Here is a 19860-nt window from a genome sequence, read left to right as displayed (position 1 = left end):
TCTGTGGCTTCTGAGGCCTCCCGCGCGTCGCTGACCTGCGGCAACCGCCATCCCTCTCGCACCCACCACGCAGCGGAGACATATGATGTTCTGCATGACCAAGGACAAGTCATCCAATGTCTAGCCAGAAACTCTTGTAAACGAGCCCGCTGCAGCGCAGAATCGAGGCCTAGTCATCCTAAGTGTTGACAAGACGTCTGACCTCCAGTGGGAGAGCTGAGCCGTATCGACGGTTGCAGCGCCCTCACTGGTCGCGCGCTACGTCGGGTGGGAGCCTCGAGGCGCAGGCGCGGGATAACAGGTCAGCGGCACAGCTGCCCGGGGGGCCTGCACCGAGGAGTCGCCATGTCGAACAAACTGACTCGGCTCGCTGAACCCACTCATTACGCTCCGGAGAGCGAGACCCGGCACTCTGCCGATTTCTCGCGCCTCACAGAGGGCGGGGCACTGCGCCAATATGCCGTGTGGTACGTGGAGAAGTATGAGGTGACGTGGACGTTCATCACTCCGGACGGTCGGGCGGGGTGCCAGACGTTCGTGGTGGCGGCCGCATCACATTCCGAGGCGCTCGGCGAGGCACTTCGCGAGGCACGAACGGAACGCGCCGTAATGCATCGGCAAGGGGCCAAGATCGATCCCTACGGCGCAAAAGTCGCCCACCTGCAGCCCCTTCTGTAGCAAACGGTGCTGCACAGATGCACAGCACCGCTCCGGGGCCGTCGGCGGGACGAGCTGAACCTGCACATGGGCCGGGCCCCGCGCGGTTCGGCCGCGCGCATCCCTGGAACGGGTCGTCCGTCACCTCCGGTCAGAGCCGAATGCGGCCAGCCGCATCAGTTCCCGTCCTCGGAGCGCCGGCTGTGCGAACTCGCCGACGTACTGCCATCGCGCGCTGCTGCGCTGTCGGACGGCACCCTGTTGCCTCCAACTGCCGCGGAGCGGGCGGAAGTCACAGCAAGGTCTCGAAGTAGGGCGATTCGCCTGAAAGGCTTGACGAACGTCCAAGCTGAGCCTTTACGTGTGTGTCATACGTTTGAAATTTGATCGATTCTGGGTGATCGTGTTGTTGGGCCCGGGACGAGCGCGTCACAGGAGCCCTCCATGCACTTCCCGCGAATCCATTTGGCTGCCGTCGTCGGAGTGGGCGGCACACTGGGGCTTGCGGCCTCCCCCACGGGCCGCAAGCCCACCGCCTCTCCGTCATCCGGGGGCGAAGGTGCCAGGACAAAGGCTGCCGAGCTGAGTATTAACCTCAAGGTCGCCAGCCTCGGCAACGACGCCGACAGGGCCATCGGTGGGGTCCAGGACGAGTTACCCACAAGTCGAACGGCCTGATCATCGTGATGCTCGACCGGGCAGTAGGTCAGCAGATTGTGCAGCCGCCACGGGTGGGGACGTCCTCCTCCTGACGTCCCACGACCAGATCTGCTCGACCGGCCCATCACCCACGGGCTGCTCCAAGAACCTTGATTCGTGGATCGGGTTCAGCGGAACCTTCGTGAGCGACAAGGTAGGCACGGCCGCGAGGAGTACGTGAGGGCCGGATCGAATGGGTGATCGACAGCGCGTTCTGTAAGGCTGCGGGGCGAAGAGCCAGAAGTTCGACGTCGCCGCGGACAGGACCTCCACCCGGTTGATACGACAGAGCCGTTGCCACCTTCCCCGCGACCCCGATGTGAAGAACGGGATTGTCCGGGCGGCAACAGCGGGAACGTCCGGGGCGCCGTCACCGCCTTTAGGACGCCGGCGTCAAGACCGACACATCATCGGCTTGGGCTTGGGTGCCCACTTGGCCTGCGGGAACGGGAGTCTGGCAAGCTCTCCGGCAAGAAGGCTGCGCTGGTCATCAACGGCAATAGCGTTGGTGTCATGGCCGTGGATGTACGGCGAGCTCAGAGTCCCCAAGCCGTTCCCGTTCGGGGCTTTCGTCCCCCGCTGTGATCGACGTCAGCCACAGCTGGTGGATCGCCGGCACCACCTGTAGCTGACCACGCATCACTTTCGGGCCTTCCCTGGCCCATGTGCCGCCGACCGGGATCCCGGCTGGCGGCACCTCACCTCCCGCTCGACCGAGGTCACCATCATGAGCAGAGCGCACGGCTCGCAGGACGGCACGTCCGGCAACCGCCTGGATGCTGCTGGGATTCCTGACCGGAGAGCATCCCGCATTTGTCCGTCGTCAAGAATGTTCCGCGCGCTCTCCCGCCGGAGAGAAGTGAGCGCCTGGACCTCCGTGAGCCGGCCCGCCTTATTACCGGCCGCCCTGACACCGGCTTGCCGCGTCACCACAAGCGGCAAGCCAAACTGACGGTCACTCGCCCCGACCGGCGATCTGGGCCTGCACGGCGACCGGCCCGCCGCCGTGCTGCCGGTTCCCCGTGGCACGGCAGCACCCTGTTCACCCAGTCCCGCTTCCGCTGAGCCGCTCTAAGAGGGGTGCGTCCGCGGAACGCTGGTGCATCTCTCGCAGGAGGCAGGACACAGGAAACCAGTAAGGGGCAGGAGAACACCGGCGTGGGCCCGACGAGGCCGCTCTCACCCATGGGCGGAAATTCAACGGTGGTCGTATTCCTTCTCCCGTGAGCTGACGTCAGTTGATCTCCGGAGTAACGTCCCTGACTTTCTGGCGACTGCCGAGCCCCTTCGATAGGGCCGCTCAGTGCCCCTCCGAGAGAGGGCCTCGCGCGAATTTCGTCGTCTGCTCGGGACAGATGACGGAATGATCCATTCCGCGAAAGTCATTTCGTCATCGAACCAGTACCGTCACCCCCCTTGACGATGACGGTTAACGCAGATTTCATGTGTTGCAACCCGAGTGGAAATGTTCGTTCCTGTGGGTTTGGCTTGCCGAGTTGGACCACGTCATGACGAGGTCAACCCTGGTTACCCCTCCCCCGGCGGCTGCCAGATCCAGAGGCGGCATACCTCCCCCCATCCCGGGCTGTCAATCACAGCTGTGCCCCTCCCACATTTCAGGAGCTTTAATGAGCAGCTTGATCCCCTCTGGCTTCGCCAGAAGCAGCGTCGGTCTTCCGGCCCTCGCCACCGTAGCGGCGCTGGTCTGTTCGGTTGCCGGCGTCCAGATCGGCGCCGCCCCCCAGGCCGGGGCCTCGACCCTCGCCGAAGAGGTGGCCACTCCCCCGATGGGCTGGAACACCTGGAACTCGTTCGGCTGTGACATCGACGAGGAGCTCATCAAGGCGAGCGCCGATCGCATCGTCACCTCGGGGATGAAGAGCGCCGGCTACGAGTACGTCGTGGTCGACGACTGCTGGATGGACCCCGAGCGCGATGCCCAGGGCAACCTCCGCGCCCACCCGGATCGCTTCCCCAATGGCATGAAGGCGCTGGGCGACTACATCCACGCCAAGGGGCTCAAGTTCGGCATCTACCAGGTTCCCACCGAGCGGACCTGCGGACAGCGCAACAACCAGTTCCCCGGCTCCACCGGCAGCTTCGAACATGAGGTTCAGGACGCCAAGAGCTTCGCGGCCTGGGGCGTCGACTACCTCAAGTACGACTGGTGCGACTACGATTTCGCGCTCTCCAAGGCCTCTGACCCCTCCAAGAGCCAGCAGGAGAACCAGCAGGCCGAGCTGGCGTACCAGAAGCAACGCTTTACCATCATGCGCGACGCCCTCGCCGCCGCCACCGCCGGCGCCGCGGCCGCCACCGGTAGTCCCGAGCGGCCGATCGTCTACAGCATCAACCCCAACAGCTTCCACAAGGACAAGACGGGGGCCACCTTCGACTGGAGCGGCATCGCCAACCTCTGGCGCACCACGGAGGACATCAAGCCGGCCTGGGACACCAACAAGGTCAACGGCTACGCCATGGGCGTGCTCAACATCGCGCGCATCAACGGCCCCCTCGGGGGCCAGGCCGGACCGGGGCACTGGAACGACCCTGACATGCTCGAGGTCGGAGTCCGGAAGGGCACCGAAAGTCTCACCCCGGCCGAGGAACGCAGTCACATGTCTCTCTGGGCCCAGATGGCCGCGCCCCTCATGGCCGGCAACAAGCTCACCGAGATGACGCCTGAGGTTCAGCAGATCCTCACCAACCCAGACGTGCTCGCGGTCGACCAGGACAGCCTCGGCAAGGCGAGCAGGACCGTCGTCAGCTCCGGGACCCAGCTGGTGACCATCCGCGAACTGGCGGGCGGCGACCAATCGGTGACTCTCACCAACCTCGGCGCGGGAGAAGCCACCGTGAGCACCAGCGTCGCCGAACTCGGCATCGCTGGGGCGCCCTCCTACAGCGTCAAGGACCTGTGGACCGGGGCAACCACGACGACCACCGGAGATCTCTCCGCCACCCTTCCCGCACACGCCACCGCCATGTACCGCATCACACCCAGCGGTGCGATCAGCGCCAACCAGGCCCTCCCGGGCAGCGGCACCTATGAGATCGCCTCGGCGACCGCCCTCGCCCAGGTGCTCGACAACCCCGCTTCCTCCACCGCCAACTTGACGCAGATGGTCACCTGGCAGCGCAAGCACTCCACCAACCAGCGCTGGGCCCTCACCGCCAACACCGACGGTACTTACGCACTGAAGAACAGCGCCTCCGGGAAGTGCCTGGACGTCGACAATGTGTCTAAGACGGCCGGGGCGAAGATCATCCAGTACACCTGCAACAACCAGTCCAACCAGAAGTTCACCCTCACGCCCGCCGGCAACCACACCTACAAGCTGATTGCCAAGCACAGCAACCTCGCCGTCACCGCCTCCGGCACCATCGACAAGTCCGCCCTCACCCAGCAGGCCCCCGCAGCCAACCAGACCTGGTCCCTCACCCGCACCAGCTGACACCCCACGAGTACGACCAACCGGCGGTGGTCTTCAAGGACACAACAACCTTGAAGACCACCGCCGTCACCGTACGCCGAGCGACTGAAGCGCGTCCGACCTGCTACGGATCTACATCAGCGGTGAACGCCTGCCCCGCAGTGGGAGGCGTTCACTGAGGACGGACCGACTGCCAGAACGCTGTGAATTCGGCGCGGTCAAGGTCACCGTGGACTGGGCCGGAGCTGCCACTGCCCGGCTGTTGACCAGGGCCTTGGCCCAGCTGACGCACTCCGCCAGAGCACCGATCACGCCCCCAGCGGGTCGGCGTCATCGGCCGTTTCATCTACTTGGAAAACACGGAAGGAAAGTCGTGGCCGCGAACCCCGGGCTGCATGCCGTCACGGCAGCCACTGTTACCGCAGTCGTCCTGGTGGCTCGATACTGGGCGACCCGCAAAATGAGGCAAGAACAACAAGGCGCCAGTCGCGCCAGAGCCTACGGACGCCAGACGACGCCCGCAGCCACCAGCACAGACACCAAGCACGAGCGCACGGCCCCATTGCAGGCCTCGCTGCTCGACCCGGCTCTGCGAGAGACAGACGCCTACCTCGAGCAGTACTGGAAGAAGATCAGGTCACTTTACCCAAGCCCACGGGGAGAGCGCTGGCACCGTGAGCCCGGCTGAGGACCTATTCCCGCACGTCTAGGACAGGTACGCCCGGGTGTCGAGTTCGGTAAGGAGAACTTCGGGACTGATGGGTCCTCGGCGTCCTGGCCCTCCCCAGGGGAGGATGCTGCGCGGCACAGCCCGTCCACCCTCCAGCGGACCGCCCCTCGGCATCGAGCGCCGCGCCACACAGAGGACACCGTTCACCGGGCACCTGCGGGCATGTCCGGCGCGAGGTGGCGCAGTGTCAGTGGCCAGTTCTGATTCCCCGCTGGCGGCCACTTAGCGGGGAGCTATCTGGCCGCGATTGTCGCAGTGGGTGATCAGCATGGCGGAGCCAAAGCGGCAATACGCGTCGAGCGCGATCAGGCTGACTGGCCGCGGACGGAGATGTAAATCCGACGGTGGTCGAGCGCACGGTGAGCCATCCGCAAGAGCAGTACGGGCTTGAGGGATGTCTCCTACTTGCCGTTCCTAGGATCTCTAGGCTAAAACTAGGAGTCCTAGGAACGCGAGGAGGGCGACGCATGGTGCGGGCTGGGCTGACGGCAGAGCGGGTGACGATCGCGGGTGCCGAACTGGCGGACGAGGTCGGGCTCGACCAGGTGACCATGTCGCAGGTGGCGCGGCGGCTCGGCGTAAAGGATGCGAGTCTCTACACGCACGTCCGCAATCTGGAGGATCTGCGCGGACGGATCGCGCTGCTGGCGGCGGACGAGAAGACCATCCGCATCGCGGAGGCGACCACCGGGCGGGCGGGCAAGGACGCGCTGGTCGCGTTCGCCAACGCCTGGCGGGAGTACGCCCACGAGCATCCGGGCCGCTACATGGCCACGCAGACCCCGATCCGGATCGACCCGGAGCTGGCCGCGAAAGCGTCTGGACCGCGCCGCGCGGTCGAGCTGACCTACGGCATGCTGCGCGGCTACGGACTGACCGAACCCGACCTGACCGACGCGGTCCGGTTGCTGCGCAGCACGTTCCACGGCTTCGTCGCCTTGGAGGCCGCGGGCGGGTTCGCACACGAGCGTTCACCGCAACAGTCCTGGGTCCGCACCCTCGACGCCCTCCACACCCTGCTGGAGCACTGGCCCCCGTCCCGAGAAGGAGACTCATCGTGACCGCCCCGACCATCGGCACCCTGCGCGTGAACGGTGCGAACCTGCACTACGAAGTGCGCGGCCAGGGCCCGCTCCTGCTGCTGATGCCCGGAGGGGCGGGCGGTGCGGCCTCCTGCGACGGCATTGCCGACGACCTGGCCGCCGAATACACCGTCGCGACCTACGACCCGCGCGGCATGTCCCGAAGCACGCTGGATGACCCCGAGGTCGAACAGCACGTGGCCGAACACGCCGACGACGCCTCCCGGATGCTGGAAATGTTGTCGCCCGGTGAGCCCGCCCGGGTGTTCGGCTCAAGCTCGGGCGCGATCGCCGCCCTGCACCTGCTCACCGCCCATCCCGAACGCGTCGCACGCCTCGTGGCGCACGAACCGCCGGTGGTGGAGGTCCTGCCAGACGCCTCCGAACACCGCGCGTACATCGCGCGCGTACAGGCAACGTTCCACGCAGAGGGGCTCATGCCGGCGATGGCCGTGTTCGCCGCGGGTCTGAAGAAGGGAGGCGACACCAGCGAGCCGAAGGCCGAGACCAAGCTGCCACCGCAGGCAGCAGCACGGGCCGAGCAGACGATGGCCAACCTGCCGTACTTCGTCGGACGCATCGTGCCGAGCTTCATGTCCTACGCCCCGGACGTCCACCAGTTGGAGGCGCAGTCGGACCGGCTCGTGCTCGCCTGCGGACAGGACTCACGCGGCGAGCTGCCCTACCGTCCGGCCGCCTTCCTGGCGGAGCAACTCAGTACGGAACACCTACACTTCCCGGGCGGGCACACCGGCCTGACCACGCACCCTGCCGAGTTCGGCGAGCTCCTCAGGAAGGCCTTCCGAGCCTAAGACCGAATCAGACTCGCCAGGGTTGGCGCCCACCGAAGGTGGTCACTGAACGTCACATCCGCAACTGGCCGTACGTGGGGAGATCCTCGTGGCCGCTGTCAGCGCAGGAGCTTCAGCTCGCGGGGGTCTGCCGTCCACTCGCAGCCGGACCCGTCCAAAGGCCGCATGTGCGCTGTCCGGGACGTGGTGCGGCCCGTCGTCTTCGCTGTGCGTACGAGTACGGTCGCGACGGTGCCGGTGCGGCCCGTGGCGGGGTGTACGACCTCCCGTCCCAGCAGCCGGTGAGCGGTGTCTTCCCGGATCCACATGTTCGCTTCTTTCCAGATCACGTCCGTCCCTCCTGCGTGTCGGTATCGGGGGTGGGACCGGGGCAGGCGGATGGCGGGGACTCCGTGCTCTCTTCCACCCGCGGTGACGGCGCGGGCTCGGTGTCGTGCTTGCCTCGCCCGGTTCTGGGCAACGGCGGGTTGCCAGAGGGGAGGCCTGGTCACGGGTTGTGCTGGAAGAGGTCGCTGGCGAGCCCGAGGAGGAAGCGGCAGGTGCGGGCGAGCTCTTGGAGTTGTACATAGGCGGCTTCGGCTTCCTCGGGCAGACCACGCTCCAGTACTCCGCGTACGAAGTTGATGGCCTCCGCGATCAGCTGGTCATCCCTGGTTTCGGGCGGATGACTGGAGGATGCGGTGAGGGCGGGCAGGAGAAGGGCGAAGTGGCCGCTGAGCCAGCTCATCCACAAAGCACGCAGGGCGGCGGACGGCAGGGCCTCGCGCAGTTCGAGGATGAGCGAGACGCTCTCGCTGATCACCACGGTGTCGAGCGGCAGTCCTGGTACCGCGTTGACTTCGCTCACTACCTGAAACGGATGGGCCTGCACGGGTACGGTCACGTTCCCTCCCTTGGTCCTGGGCCTGGCCAGCCCTGCTGATCTCCAGTCAGAACCCTTGCCTGGACCGTAAAGGGGGGTGCGGGATGCAACGAGGACACATCCGAGGACATCTCGCGGGAGTACCGTCGTGAGTCACTGCTTCCGCTCGGGCGGGCGCTGTTTCGTCCGCAAGCCGTATTGGGGGTCGCGATGTCCCAGAGCCCGGGGAATCCCGCCTTCCGTGCCGCGCGTCTGCAGCGGGGCTGGCACAGCCAGAGCGACGTCGCCACCGCGTACACCGCTCACGCCGCCCTGCTCGGCGAGGAGGCCGGCGTCGACGTGCGGCAGGTGCGTCGGTGGGAGTCGTCGAAGCCCGGATGGCCCAACCGGCAGGCCCGACGGATTCTCCAGTCCATGTTCGCCTTGTCCCTCGAAGAACTCGGCTTCACCCCACCCCGGAACGGCAGTGACGACACCACGACCAGGCCCGAGGAGGACGGGGTGCACCGGCGGCTGCTCATACGGGGGGTGCTCGGCGCGGCGCCCGCACTCACACTCGGCAGCGGACCGGACCGGCTGGCGGCCGCCGTCGCCCACGCCCGCCGCTTCGGCGACCACAGCCTCGCCGGTCATCTGCGTGCAGCTCTCGACAACATCGCGCGTGCCGACAACAGCACCGGCCCCCGCCACGTACTGCCGGCCGCGATGGAACTCCTAGCCGTCATCGACACCCTCGCCCGCGAGGCCACCACCCCCGTAAGGCGCGAACTCCTCGGGGTCGGTGCGCGGGCCGCCGAGTTCACCGCGTGGCTCCACCGCGACGCCGGCTCCCCCGCACACCTCACGGTCTTCTTCCACGACCGGGCCGCGGAATGGGCCACCCTGACGGGCGACGGCCCGATGCACGCCTACGTCCTGCTGCGCAAAGCCCAGGCCACCGACCGGCATGATCCCGCGCGGATGCTCGACCTCGCCCAGGCCGCGGCCCGCGGGCCCTGGACCCTGCCGCCCCGGGCGCGGGCCGAAGCCCTCCAGCAGGAAGCCCGAGCCCTCGCGCTGACCGGCGCCCCCGCAGACACCGTCAACCGCACCCTGGACGACGCCCACCACGCCCTCGACCAGGCCGGCACCGCCGAACCCGCGTCCTGCACCGGACCCCTGTGCGCCGGATACACCCTCGACCGGCTGATGGCCCAGAGCGCCATCAGCCACCGCGAAGCCGGCCAGCCCGCCCAAGCTGTCGACGTCCTCCAGCAGCACCTCGCCCGCGGGGTGTTCGCCGCCAGGGACCGGGCGTTCTTCACCGCGCACCTCTCCGGTGCGCTGGCCGCCGCGGGCGAGCCCGACCAGGCCGCCACCACCGGTATGACCGCGCTCCGACTCGCCGCCACCCCCGGCTTCGGCCAGGCGCTCGGGGAACTGCGCCGCACCGCCGCGCAGCTGCGCCCCCACGCCCGGCGCCCCGCCGTACGCGAACTACGCCAAGCACTCACCGCCCTGACCACCTAAACGGTCAAGAAGCCCGCCACGTGCTCGATGACCTGCGCCTGCCACGCTTGCGTCTGCGGATCGGCATAGTCAGGATCCTCATGGACGGCGAACCCGTGCTGCGCGCCGTCCAGCTCCACCAACTCCGCCGGGCCGGCGAAGAGTGGCAGGTAGCGGCGGGAGGACTCCACCGGCACAAAGGTGTCCTTCGTACCGTGCACCAGCAGCACCGGCGCGTGCACCGCGCGGAGGTAGACCTCGGGGTCCAGGAAGAACACCTCGTTGTGCAGGGCACGCCCCAGCTCGAACGGCGACTTCTCCGTATAGCCGCGCTCATCCAGGTCCCGGGCGGCGGTGGTGGAGATGTAGTCGCCGTCGAAGTACGGGCGGCTATCGACGTATCGGTCCCGGTAGTCCAAACGCGGATTCAGCAACACCAGTCGATCGACCTCCCGCGGGCGCGATCCGGCGTACAGAGCCGCGGCGCCGCCGGAGAACGACGCCGCGATCACGTGCAAGGGGCGGTCGAGGCCTGACTGCTCACGCAACTGATCAGCGGCTGCCCTGATGTCGTTGGCCACACCCGCCATCGTGATGTCCGCCGGCCTGCCGCCACTCGCCCCGTGCGCCCGCAGATCGAACCGCAGCGACACCAGCCCGGCCGCCGCCAACCCTTCGGCCAGCCGGGTGAAGAAGCCGCCCTCCTCCCGGGTCACGCCCGCGCCGTGCACCAGCACCGCCAACCCAGCCGTCGCCCTTCCCTGCGGCGCCCTCACCGTCCCCGTAAGCGCCGTACCGTCCAGGGACCGGAACCGAACTTCCCGCTCTGAAGCCATACTCCCGATCGTAGGCACCAGCCCACGACCCCGGCAGCGAATCCACTGCGACTGCCCAACGTGGCTCACCACGGCGCCCTGCCCACCCGGGCCACCGCCTAAGGCCGTGTCCTATGTGGTGAGGCGGACGAGTCGTTTGTAGCAGCAGATGGCGGCGGCGAGGCCGAGGAAGGCCAGGTAGTTGCGGGGGTGGCGTTCGTAGCGGTGGTTGAGGCGCCGGTAGCCGGTGAGCCAGGACATGGTCCGCTCGATCACCCATCGGCGTCGACCGAGCCGTTCGGAGGACTCGACGCCCTTGCGTGCGATACGCACCCCGATCCGTTTCCCGCGTAGCCATTTACGCAGGTGGGGAACGTCGTAGGCCTTGTCGGCGTGCAGGCGCTGAGGCTTGAAGTAGCGGCCTCGGTGGGGGTCGTGTCTCGTTTGGTGACCCATGATCATGGGCTTCAGCCCGAGGCTGTCGTGGGTGTTGGCCGCGGAGATGCCGACGAGGAGGGGCAGTCCGTTCGCGTCCGACAGGACGTGCATCTTGGAACCCGGCTTGCCCCGGTCCACGGGGCTCGGACCTGTGAGTTCGCCCCCTTTTTAGCCCGAACATGGGCGGAGTCGAGGACCGCTCGGGAGAGATCGAGGAGGCCCGCGTCGTCGAGACGGTGCAGGATCTCCTCGTGGAGCCGGCCCCAGACTCCGGCTCTCGACCAGATCAGGAACCTGCGATGGGCCGTCGACTTCGATATCCCGAAGCACGGCGGTAGCGACCGCCAGGCGCATCCGCTGACCAGCACGTAGATGATCGCCGCGAACAGCGTCTCATCAGGCGTGTCCTGCGTCCCGCCACCCTGTGACCGCACCTTCGACGGTGGGATCAGCGGCCTCGCGATCTCCCACAGCCCGTCCGGAACAATCCAACTCCAAGTACCCCGCCCCATACCGAGTGTCCCGTCTCAAATGATCTGGTCTGCGAGTAGGACTGTGACCTGCGGCGACCAGATCAATTGAGACGCCGAGGTGCCGAAAATCTCAGGGGATCTGGTCCTGGAAGCTGGGATGCGCGGTGTTGTCTCAGCTGATCTGGTCTGTCCCTGCTGTTTCGAAGTGATACCAGCTTTGGGTATTCAGCCATGACTGGTAGTCCCTGAAGATTCTTGCGAGGCCGTCGGGCTGCTCTCGTTGGTCCAAGAACTCGCCCAAGAGCTGGAAGAGCGTCGCGACGGCCTCGATGTCGGCGTGGGGCGTGAGCGGATGGATCCATCCTGCTGGGGCGAGGTGGCGAACGAGAGCAGGCCAGGTGAGGTCGTGCCCCCTGCCGAGCCGGACGACCAGCCATTCGTGAAAGCCGGCGAGCATGCTTCAGGAGGACCCGGCGTCGCAGCCCAGGACGAAGGCGGTGGTGGTCGCGAAGGAGCCGTCGATGCCATGCATCGCGGGCTGTTGGCGAATGGCGGCCAGCAGGCCGCGGTGGTTCCTGATGACGTTGACTTGCAGAGCCTGATGGGTGGCCCCGAGGAAGTTCCCCGCTGTACGCCGTGGGGTGCCGGCGACGCCGTTGGGGTTCGTGAGCGGATGACCGACGAGGAAGCGGCGCACGGTGGCATAGGAGACGTCGGCGTCGTGCTCGTCCAGCAGTCTTTCCCAGATCAGACGGGTGGGAGGGAGTTGGCCGCCGTTCGTTGCCGCGTATTCGTCGAGGATGGCATCGAGGGCGGGCCGGATGCGGTCCAGGACCGGGTTCTCCTTGACGGTGCGCGGCTTTCGGGGCGGGGGTGTCGGGGAGGCGAGGGCTTGCAGAATGGTGCGGCTGTGCACGTGGTGCCGTTTCGACAACGCACCGACCGACAGGTGTTCCGTGTGGGCATCGCGTCGAATGGCGGCGAAGAGAGCGGGCTTGTCCGCGCTGAGGGTGACGTGCCTTTTGGGCTTCTCCGGCTCGTCGGACTCAGCCGATTTCCTCGGAGCCAGGTCTGGCAGTGCCCGTTCGAGCGCGTCTTGCTGACGTCCGGTCACTGCAGCGAGCCGATCGCCTCGGGGGCGACCTCCGTAGCCGTAGTCGGGTGGCCCGGCCAGGTATCCACGCAGGTAGCTGGGCTTGAGGTGGTTGGCGCGAGCCAGTCGGCGGATGTAGGAGTCGGTGCTCTCCCCGCTCTTGGGGCGGGGCCGGGCCGGCAGTGGGAGGGGCCGGTCGCCGTCGTCAACGCTGGTGGTCACGAGGCCGATTTGGTCTTGCGGGTCTGGGCTGCGCGATCGAGTTTGACCCGTTCCAGCGACTTCCGGGTGATCTTCTCGGTGCCGTCGAGGATGGCGTCGATGGCGGCCCCGCGAATGAGGTGGGACAGGCTGCCGATCATGCCGCCAATGCGTTGGTGGAGGTAGTGGGCCAGTCCTTCGAGAGTCTTGGGCCGGTGGTAGTGCAGTCGCAGGGCCTCTTCGAAGGTGCTGACCAGGCCGGTCCACTCCGTGGTGCGGGGGAAGGGAATGGTTTCGATGACCGCGAAGCGCCCGGCGATCTGCCGCCCGCGGGTGCCGTTGAACAACCCGTTCGCCTCCAGGTCCACCCCCGCATAGACGAAAGTGGCCGGGATCCGCTCCGAGAAGTACTTCAGCGTGTCCGAGACCTCGGCACCGTTCCTGGTCGCCAGCGAGAGATTGTGGAGCTCATCGACACACACGACACTCACTCTCGCGTCGATCAGGACGCCGCAGACGGCCTCGATTACGTCGGTGATGTTGGCGCGGGTGGTGACGGGAAGGCCCAGGAAGCGGGCGAACTCGACGGCCAGCATGCGTGAGGTCGCGGCGGGCGGGACGGTGACGTAGACCACCGGGATCCGGCCGTCGACGCCGGGGTGCTGGCGTCGGTCGATGACCTCGATGGTCTTGCCGAACTGGGTGAGTGCGGTGGTCTTGCCGGTCCCCGCCGCGCCGGACAGGATCAGGCCCCGGCGGGCGCTGATCGCGTGCCGGTTGAGCAGGGTCAACCGCCTGCCGGCATGGACGACGGTGCGCAAGGTGGAAGTCGCGGCAACGGTCAGGCGGGTGTGGTAGTCGAGGCGGGCGTCGTCGTAGTCGAGTCGGCCGTCACCGTCCAGGTCGGTGAGTTGGTTCTCGGTCAGGAGGTCGGGAGGTGCCGGGTCCTGGGTGGTGAACTCCCGCCAGCCCTCCAGGGTGGTGAGGTAGCGGTGCAGGTCTTCGCGGTCCAGGGCGCGTCGCCATCCGTGCTGCCGACCTGGGTCCGTGTCCTGGCCGGGGGTGGGTCCGGTCGCGGTCACCATCGCTTGTCCGCCTCCTTGAAGGGGTCGAAGATGCCGAGCGGGATGACTTTCGCGATCGGCTCGTCATCTGTGCTGTCCACCGCCTCATCACCATGGAGGGACAGCTCGTTCTCGGTGGCTGGTGGTAGTTCTGGCCTGGGTGGACGTGGACCGGTGCTCTCGGCGGCGGCTCGGGTCCTGGCGGCGACGCGCCGGTCCCGCTTGGATGGCCACGCGGCAGGTTCGTCGTCCTGGTCGGTCGGTCCCTGGTTGGCCCTGATCAGCAGCTTGGCGACGGCCTGGGCGATCTCCTGTTCGGTCGGTGTCGGGTTGCCCTTGCTCCGCAGGTCGGCTGCCGCGTGGTCCCAGGCCAGGTCGCCGAAGGGCTGCGGGACGCTGCCGAGGTGCTTCCAGGAGACCGGGATCCAGCCGGCCTCCCAGTGGTGACGCATCCAGATCCAGGCGGCGTCGTAGGGGTCGCGGTGGATCTCCCACAGGTTCCGCTTGCGTGTGACACCGGAGGGCTGGCGCCGGAACGGGGTCAGATCGGGGCAGTCGTAGATGCGGTTGTTGATTTTGATGCCGTAGGAGTTGACGGCCCGCCAGGTGGCTGGCAGCAGTTCGACGTAGTCGTCGCCGCTCAAAGCGAGGGGGACGTAGCCGGCGCTCTCGACCAGGGCGGCGTACTTCTGGTTCGGGGTGAAGGTCCGGCTGGGAACGCCCGGGTCGCGGAGCCCGTCATGCGGCCGATTTTGCCACTTGGCGACAAGCCACTCGTCGAGAAATTCCTGGATCTCCAGCATCGACCACAACGGCTCGTCCTCCACGTCCCGGCCGCGGTGCTCAGCGGTGCGACCGAGGTAACCGGGCAGGAACTGGCAGAACAGCGTGGCCACAGATTCAAGTGTGCGTTCGATATGGGGCTTCTCCGCCGGGGAACGCGGGTGGCAGGGCTGGAAAGTAATCTCCAGAGTGCGGCAGGCGGAGCGGAAGTTGTCCGAGATGAACGCCTTGCCCCGGTCGCAGACGATGGTCTCCGGGATGATCACTGGCCGAGCCGCGGCGTGCCCGAGGCGCTCGTCCAGGGTCAGCAGTCTGCGGTGCGGCAGTACCGAGCGGGACATCGACAGAGCCTGGACCCAGCCGGGCCGCATCGGCTCCGGGGTCAGCGCGCGGGCCAGCAGCAGCGAAGCATCCACCGACTTGGTGGTCGGCCGCACCACCGCAGCGGCAACGGTGCGCGTCGCCAGGTCGATCAGGGCGCAAAGCTCGACCCTCCCGGGAACCCCGTGGTCCAACCGCACCAACACGTCCAGCGGGGTGGAGTCGATCTGCATCAGCTCGCCCGGCGCCGCGACCGACTCGTAGCGGAACGGCCCCTCGGGCTGGTCGGCCAACGAGCGGCGGGTGCGGGCCGAGCCGGTGACATGGACCCCGTGCGACAGCTTGTCGAAGAGCCGGTAGAACGTGGCCCGCGACGGCATCTCCACCACGCCCTGGCCGTGCTCGGCCTCCAGGATCCGCCCGGTCCGCCAGCGCGCGTGCTCGATCGTGCGGGTGGAGGCCGGGATGCTCTCGCCGATCGCCTGGCGGATCGCGGCCACCACCCGCGGATCGGCCCGGCCGACCAGCGAGGCGTGCGGGGCGAGCCGGTGGTCCACCACCGCCGCGATCCCGTCGGCCTCGTACTGCTGGCGCTTGCGCTTCACCGTCCGCGCCGTGACCTCCTCACCCGACGCGATCAGCTCGGCCGCCTTCGCCTGCTCGCGTTGCGCCAACGAACGGCAGGCCGGGTCGTACTCGGGCTTGACCCGGGCCCCGGCCGGGGCGTCGGGCCGCAGCCCGGTGAGGAGTTCGACCAGGTGCCGCTGCCACCACAGGGCGCGCTCGGCCACCGGCCCGGGCAGACGCTCCAGCAGCGCGGCCGAGCCCAGCGCTGTGCGGTCGCCGGCCCCCAGGACCGCGAAGTCCTCGGCTGACTGCAGGTGGACCTGGTCGACGAGCATGCCGGTGCCGTGCGTGTCGGCCAGCCGGATCCGCATCCCGGTCAGGCCGACCACGGTATAGGTGTGCTCCTGGAACCTGACCCGGTCACCGAGCCGCAGCCTCCCGGGCCGCGCGGACGTCACGGCCGGTCCCGGGACGCCAGGTGCACCAGCGTGTCGGTGCCCAGCGGGGCCGTCACCAGGTCTGCCGTCAGTTCCTGCTGCCAGAGCAGGTGGTAGAGCACCGGCAGCACGGCCAGCCGGTCGCCGACGTGCTCGGCCCCGGCGAGCAGGGGCTGGGGTTCGGCGAAGACTTCCCGTAGCCGGTCAGCCGATGGCGCGTGATAGCAGCGGCCGTGGCGGTAGCGGGACAGCCAGCGCAGGTTCACCCGGTAGGGCTGGTGCAGGTCGCCGACGTGACGAAACTGCCAGCCCACCTCCTCGCAGACCCGTGCGGTGAACGCGAAGACCTCGGCGGTGTCCTCGTCGACCAGGTCTTCCGGTCGCACGTCGACAACGACACCGGTGCCGTCCCGTAACCGGACAAAGTAGTCCGGGGTATGCCCTCGCTCCCGCTCCCCGTCCGTCCAGGTGAGTCGGAAGGGCTGCGAGGACAGCGCGACGACAGCGGGATCGAAGTCCAGCGCCATCGCCGCGTCCCGCTCCACCCACGACTCGTAGCCCACCTGGGTCCGCGAGGTCGCCGCCCAGTACTCACCGGTGAAGTTCTTCTGCCCCTTGAACGAGGCGAACGACCGCGCTGGCGAGGCCAGCTCGAACGCCTCGGCCCAGCAGCGTGCCAGTGGCTCGGAACGCTCGACACCGTCAGCGTCGACGAACCCGACCTCGATGCCTGAGGCGTACTCCGGGGCAGAGGCCCTCAACGCCGATCCGTCCATCGACACCCCCAGCCGCGATCTCCCCGTCACTGCGAGGGTGATGCACCCCGTGGGGCCCATGGCAGAGAGCTGGTTGCCGTCACTCAAAAAGGTGACAACCCGTCTCAAACCATCTGGTCGACGCAGGCCAGCAGGGACTTGACGACTCCGTGCCGGGCCGTGGCCGTGGCCGCTGGGGAGCTCACTCCCGGCTGGAGAGAGGAGCGCGTAGTTCGACGCGCAGTCGGATGGACGTGTCGATGGGCAGTCCCAAGCCGGCGTGGCGAAGATCCTTTGAGTAGCGTGCGATGAGGTCCAGATCCCGTAGTTGCCGCTGGAGCTCGGAGGCGAGTGCCTCGTCCGTGTCGACGGGGAGTTCGTCTTCTTCCTGATCGGCCAGGTACTCAAGGTGCTGGTCGATCGCCTCAACCGCCCGGCTGCTGGTCCAAGCGGCGAATTCCTGGCAGGTGAACAGGTAGGCATGTGCGGCATACAACGCCGCCGCTGCAGCCGACTCGTCCGCGTCATCCGGCCCCTCCTGGCCGTCGTTGTGGCAGTACTCGCTGAGCATGTATTCGCCGACACTGCGCTTGACGGCCGAGAAGGCCGTCGAGTCGCCGAGGACGCCCTCCCATACGGAATTCAGCAGAGGTCGCAGGCTCACGGTGAACGGCGCCTGCTCGTCCTCGGGCAGTGCCTCGTGCCAACTCATCAGGCGCTCCGCGACACCGGCGGCGAACACACCACGCTCGCCGGACGACACCGCCTTCAGCCGCTCCTCCACCAGCGCGGAAAGCTCCCGCCACGTATCCATTCGAAGCCACCCCAGATTCGCGATGCCAGCGTGCTCACGCCAGCCGAGGCGATCATCGCAGTCACCAGTGACAGCTCCACCCGTGAGCCCTCAGCGGCCCGTACTCTCGTCGACGCCGCTGTGTCCCACTCGCGCTTCTGGCTAGTCTGCGGGCATGACGGAGCACCCCGGATTCGGCACGATGCTGGCGTGGCTGCTGGACCACAGAGAGCTCGGCGCGCAGGAACTGGCCGACCGCGCCGGGCTGAACGCAGACGAGGTCCGCGCAGTGCTCGCAGGGGACAGCCCCGGCGAGGAACTCCTCCGACGGCTCGGGCCCGCACTGGGCTTCCACGCCGTCGATCTGTTCATCCTCGCGAGGCTGGCGGTCCCGGACGACATGGCGCCGCTGGACGCCACGGCCGCGATGTGGGTGAAGAACACGGTGACGGATGCGGTGCGTCTCCCCGCAGCGGGACGTCGTGAACTTCTGCAGCTGGTCCGCTCACTGCCGCAGGAGGAACGGTGTTCCAGCTTCGCCCCGAAGCCGCTCGTGCCCCTCGCCGGCGGTCCGGGCGCTTGGGTCATCCGCATGCTCCAGTACCGCAATCTGAACTGGACGGGCATGGCGATGACGCTTGCGTTCGTGACGCCCACGTACCTGTCGGCGGCCACTTATGGTGTGATCGGGTCTGATCGCAAGGAGTTGACCCCGCGCTTGGTGACGGACTTCGCTGCCCTGCTGGGGATCGACGCCCGCGACCTAGCCGCGCTGACGGGCGTCATTTTGACTGAGGTGCCACCGCCTCCGGCCCCGGAGGCGGTGGATGCCGCAGCACTGCTGTGGGAGGCGCGGCGTCTATCCGCTGCCCAGGCACGACACACCTTCGATTTGGCACGCTCCATGCGGGGTGACTCCTACGACGCGCACCTCATGGAACCGCCCGGATTCGACACCTGCTGACAGTCCCGGCGGACCAGATCATCTGAGACGCCGAGTGAATCGGACCAGATCATTTGAGACCGGGACCAGATCGCCTGAGACGGGACACGTCGTGACACGAGGGCCGGGCGGCATCGAGCTGAGCCGTGGCACGATAGTTGTCACATAGGCAGGCTTGTTTTCACCGGCACGGCCGCAGGTGCGCACGGGTGAGACTTTGGCAACGACGACTTCGCCGCGCTACACGGCATCAACGACCGGCCTGCGGGTCCGGAGTGAGCTCCGGCCGTGTGGAACCGGGCGCTCGGGGCCGCGCGTCCCCCCGTACATGCTGATCGTCCTGGGGATACTCTTCGCCGTCGCGCCCGCCGTCGTCTGGATGACGATCGCCCGCACCCGCCCTGTCGGCTTCGCGATCGGCGGCACGCTGCTCGCCGGAGCCGGTCTGCTGATCAGTGTCCAGCAGGGCTGGATCCACGCCCCCGGGCCCGACGCCCATCTCGTGTTCACGGCCCTGGCGCCTGTGCTCATCGCCTGCGGTGCGGGACTGGAAGGCCGGCACGAGAACTCCCCTCCCCCGGAATGGATTCCCCGCCGCAACGGAGCGATCGGCTTCCTGGGGATGCAGTTCGCTCTCACCCTCGTGGTCGGCCTCCTGTATGCGCTGATGATCAGTGAAGGCTCGGACGCCCCGCCGTCCAAGGCCCTCCCCTCATTGCCGCCAGGCATCAGCATGGTTGACGAAGGCACCAGCTGCGGTTCCGGCGGCTGCTGGCGCGTTGCGACGGTGGCCAGCGGGGACGGCCTGTCCCGCCCGGAGATCATCCGCGAATTGGGCCTCCAGCAGGAGAGCTGCCGTTCCAGCGGCTGGCTGCTCGACTGGCGTGACGTGTGCGTCGGAGCCAGGGACAACGGCGAGAACGTCACCATCTACGCCGGCTGGGGATACTGAGAGGCCGTTTCCGGTCGGTCACGGTGATCCTCAACGAGGACCTGTGACAAGCCGCGTGCCTCAGTGGCTGTTGTCTTTCCGGTCGTGGCTGTGGTGTTTCCGCTGGTCAGGAGTAGGAGCGGTGGGTCGGTGGGAGGGTTGGCCTGTTGGGTTGTTGTTCTCCGGGAGGTCGTGGATGCCGCCGGTTTCTGGGTTGCTGGAGGAGCGGCAGCTCGCTGCTCGTCGTCGTGTGGAGAGCTTGCGGGAGGAGGCCGACCGCGTCCAGGCCGAGCTGGTAGTGGCCGAGCAGGACTGGAAGGAGTGGGTCATTGCCCGCTCGCGGGTCGGCGAGGTCCTCGGTCCGGGCGGTGCTGGAAGTGCCGCTCCGGATTCCACTGTGGGTCTGCGAGAGACAGGTCCGCAGTCCGGGCCGGCGAAGCCGAAGTCGGTGGTGCCGGTGTGGCACGAGAGGTTGCCCTGGT

17 protein-coding genes and 1 pseudogene are annotated in these 19860 nt (G+C 67.6%); 8 read left to right on the top strand and 10 right to left on the bottom strand.

Translation table 11 applies throughout. The features are described 5' to 3' along the window. Positions 1–345: 345 nt before the first annotated feature. The 4 genes from ACIQV3_RS37600 to ACIQV3_RS37585 all read left to right on the top strand — a co-directional run bounded on the left by ACIQV3_RS37600 (position 346) and on the right by ACIQV3_RS37585 (position 7414). Entirely contained in the window at positions 346–678 is a 333-nt protein-coding gene (locus ACIQV3_RS37600) for a hypothetical protein (protein ID WP_403720976.1), read from the top strand. Positions 679–2984: 2306 nt separating this feature from the next. Next, the gene (locus tag ACIQV3_RS37595) at positions 2985–4811 is read left to right on the top strand and encodes an alpha-galactosidase (RefSeq protein ID WP_403720973.1); all 1827 of its coding nucleotides are present in this window, start codon (positions 2985–2987) and stop codon (positions 4809–4811) included. A gap of 1176 nt (positions 4812–5987) precedes the next feature. Then, positions 5988–6581 (top strand): TetR/AcrR family transcriptional regulator, encoded by a 594-nt coding sequence (locus tag ACIQV3_RS37590; protein ID WP_403720969.1) that lies wholly within the window; start codon positions 5988–5990, stop codon positions 6579–6581. Beyond that, a complete protein-coding gene (locus ACIQV3_RS37585) occupies positions 6578–7414 on the top strand; it encodes an alpha/beta fold hydrolase (RefSeq protein WP_403720966.1) in 837 nt (278 codons plus the stop codon). The genes ACIQV3_RS37590 and ACIQV3_RS37585 overlap by 4 nt, the downstream gene beginning before the upstream one ends. Positions 7415–7512: 98 nt before the next feature. Here the strand turns inward: ACIQV3_RS37585 and ACIQV3_RS37580 are convergent, their stop codons facing one another. Next, complete coding sequence (locus ACIQV3_RS37580) at positions 7513–7743, bottom strand: hypothetical protein (protein ID WP_403720963.1); 231 nt, start codon at positions 7741–7743, stop codon at positions 7513–7515. Between the two features lie 158 nt (positions 7744–7901). Continuing rightward, complete coding sequence (locus tag ACIQV3_RS37575) at positions 7902–8297, bottom strand: DUF6415 family natural product biosynthesis protein (protein WP_403720959.1); 396 nt, start codon at positions 8295–8297, stop codon at positions 7902–7904. A gap of 189 nt (positions 8298–8486) precedes the next feature. Here ACIQV3_RS37575 and ACIQV3_RS37570 point away from each other — a divergent pair, with 189 nt between their 5' ends. Beyond that, positions 8487–9785 carry an XRE family transcriptional regulator gene (locus ACIQV3_RS37570; RefSeq protein WP_403720956.1) on the top strand — a complete coding sequence of 433 codons (1299 nt, stop codon included), beginning with the start codon at positions 8487–8489 and terminating at the stop codon, positions 9783–9785. On the opposite strand, the gene ACIQV3_RS37565 is transcribed toward ACIQV3_RS37570, so the two are convergent. The 8 genes from ACIQV3_RS37565 to ACIQV3_RS37530 form a co-directional block, all read right to left on the bottom strand. After that, the gene (locus ACIQV3_RS37565) at positions 9782–10501 is read right to left on the bottom strand and encodes an alpha/beta hydrolase (RefSeq protein WP_403721049.1); all 720 of its coding nucleotides are present in this window, start codon (positions 10499–10501) and stop codon (positions 9782–9784) included. The genes ACIQV3_RS37570 and ACIQV3_RS37565 overlap by 4 nt on opposite strands. 210 nt (positions 10502–10711) lie before the next feature. Beyond that, a protein-coding gene (locus ACIQV3_RS37560) for an IS5 family transposase (protein ID WP_403720954.1) occupies positions 10712–11529 on the bottom strand; the annotation gives its coding sequence in 2 pieces (ribosomal slippage) (positions 10712–11187 and positions 11187–11529; 819 coding nt in all). 133 nt (positions 11530–11662) lie between these two features. After that, positions 11663–11947 (bottom strand): hypothetical protein, encoded by a 285-nt coding sequence (locus ACIQV3_RS37555; protein ID WP_403720952.1) that lies wholly within the window; start codon positions 11945–11947, stop codon positions 11663–11665. A 3-nt stretch (positions 11948–11950) separates the two neighbouring features. Next, positions 11951–12604, bottom strand: a complete 654-nt coding sequence (locus ACIQV3_RS37550; protein WP_403720950.1) for a hypothetical protein — start codon at positions 12602–12604, stop codon at positions 11951–11953. Between the two features lie 197 nt (positions 12605–12801). Then, complete coding sequence (locus tag ACIQV3_RS37545) at positions 12802–13869, bottom strand: TniB family NTP-binding protein (RefSeq protein WP_403720948.1); 1068 nt, start codon at positions 13867–13869, stop codon at positions 12802–12804. Next, a complete protein-coding gene (locus ACIQV3_RS37540) occupies positions 13863–15854 on the bottom strand; it encodes an integrase (RefSeq protein WP_403721047.1) in 1992 nt (663 codons plus the stop codon). Before ACIQV3_RS37540 ends, ACIQV3_RS37545 begins: the two co-directional genes overlap by 7 nt. 119 nt (positions 15855–15973) lie before the next feature. Next, positions 15974–16717 (bottom strand): TnsA-like heteromeric transposase endonuclease subunit, encoded by a 744-nt coding sequence (locus tag ACIQV3_RS37535; protein ID WP_403720945.1) that lies wholly within the window; start codon positions 16715–16717, stop codon positions 15974–15976. Positions 16718–16913: 196 nt separating this feature from the next. Further along, entirely contained in the window at positions 16914–17525 is a 612-nt protein-coding gene (locus tag ACIQV3_RS37530) for a hypothetical protein (protein WP_403720942.1), read from the bottom strand. Between the two features lie 154 nt (positions 17526–17679). Here ACIQV3_RS37530 and ACIQV3_RS37525 point away from each other — a divergent pair, with 154 nt between their 5' ends. The 3 genes and pseudogenes from ACIQV3_RS37525 to ACIQV3_RS37515 all read left to right on the top strand — a co-directional run. Further along, the gene (locus ACIQV3_RS37525) at positions 17680–18468 is read left to right on the top strand and encodes a hypothetical protein (protein ID WP_403720940.1); all 789 of its coding nucleotides are present in this window, start codon (positions 17680–17682) and stop codon (positions 18466–18468) included. Positions 18469–18775: 307 nt separating this feature from the next. After that, positions 18776–19399, top strand: a complete 624-nt coding sequence (locus ACIQV3_RS37520; protein WP_403720938.1) for a hypothetical protein — start codon at positions 18776–18778, stop codon at positions 19397–19399. A gap of 175 nt (positions 19400–19574) precedes the next feature. Further along, positions 19575–19860: pseudogene (locus tag ACIQV3_RS37515) on the top strand (hypothetical protein); the annotation flags it as partial.

This window comes from Streptomyces sp. NPDC099050 (assembly GCF_044759865.1).
GTDB lineage: Bacteria > Actinomycetota > Actinomycetes > Streptomycetales > Streptomycetaceae > Streptomyces.
Note: the sequence above shows the minus strand (reverse complement) of the source record. Positions and strands in the feature narration are given on the sequence as shown.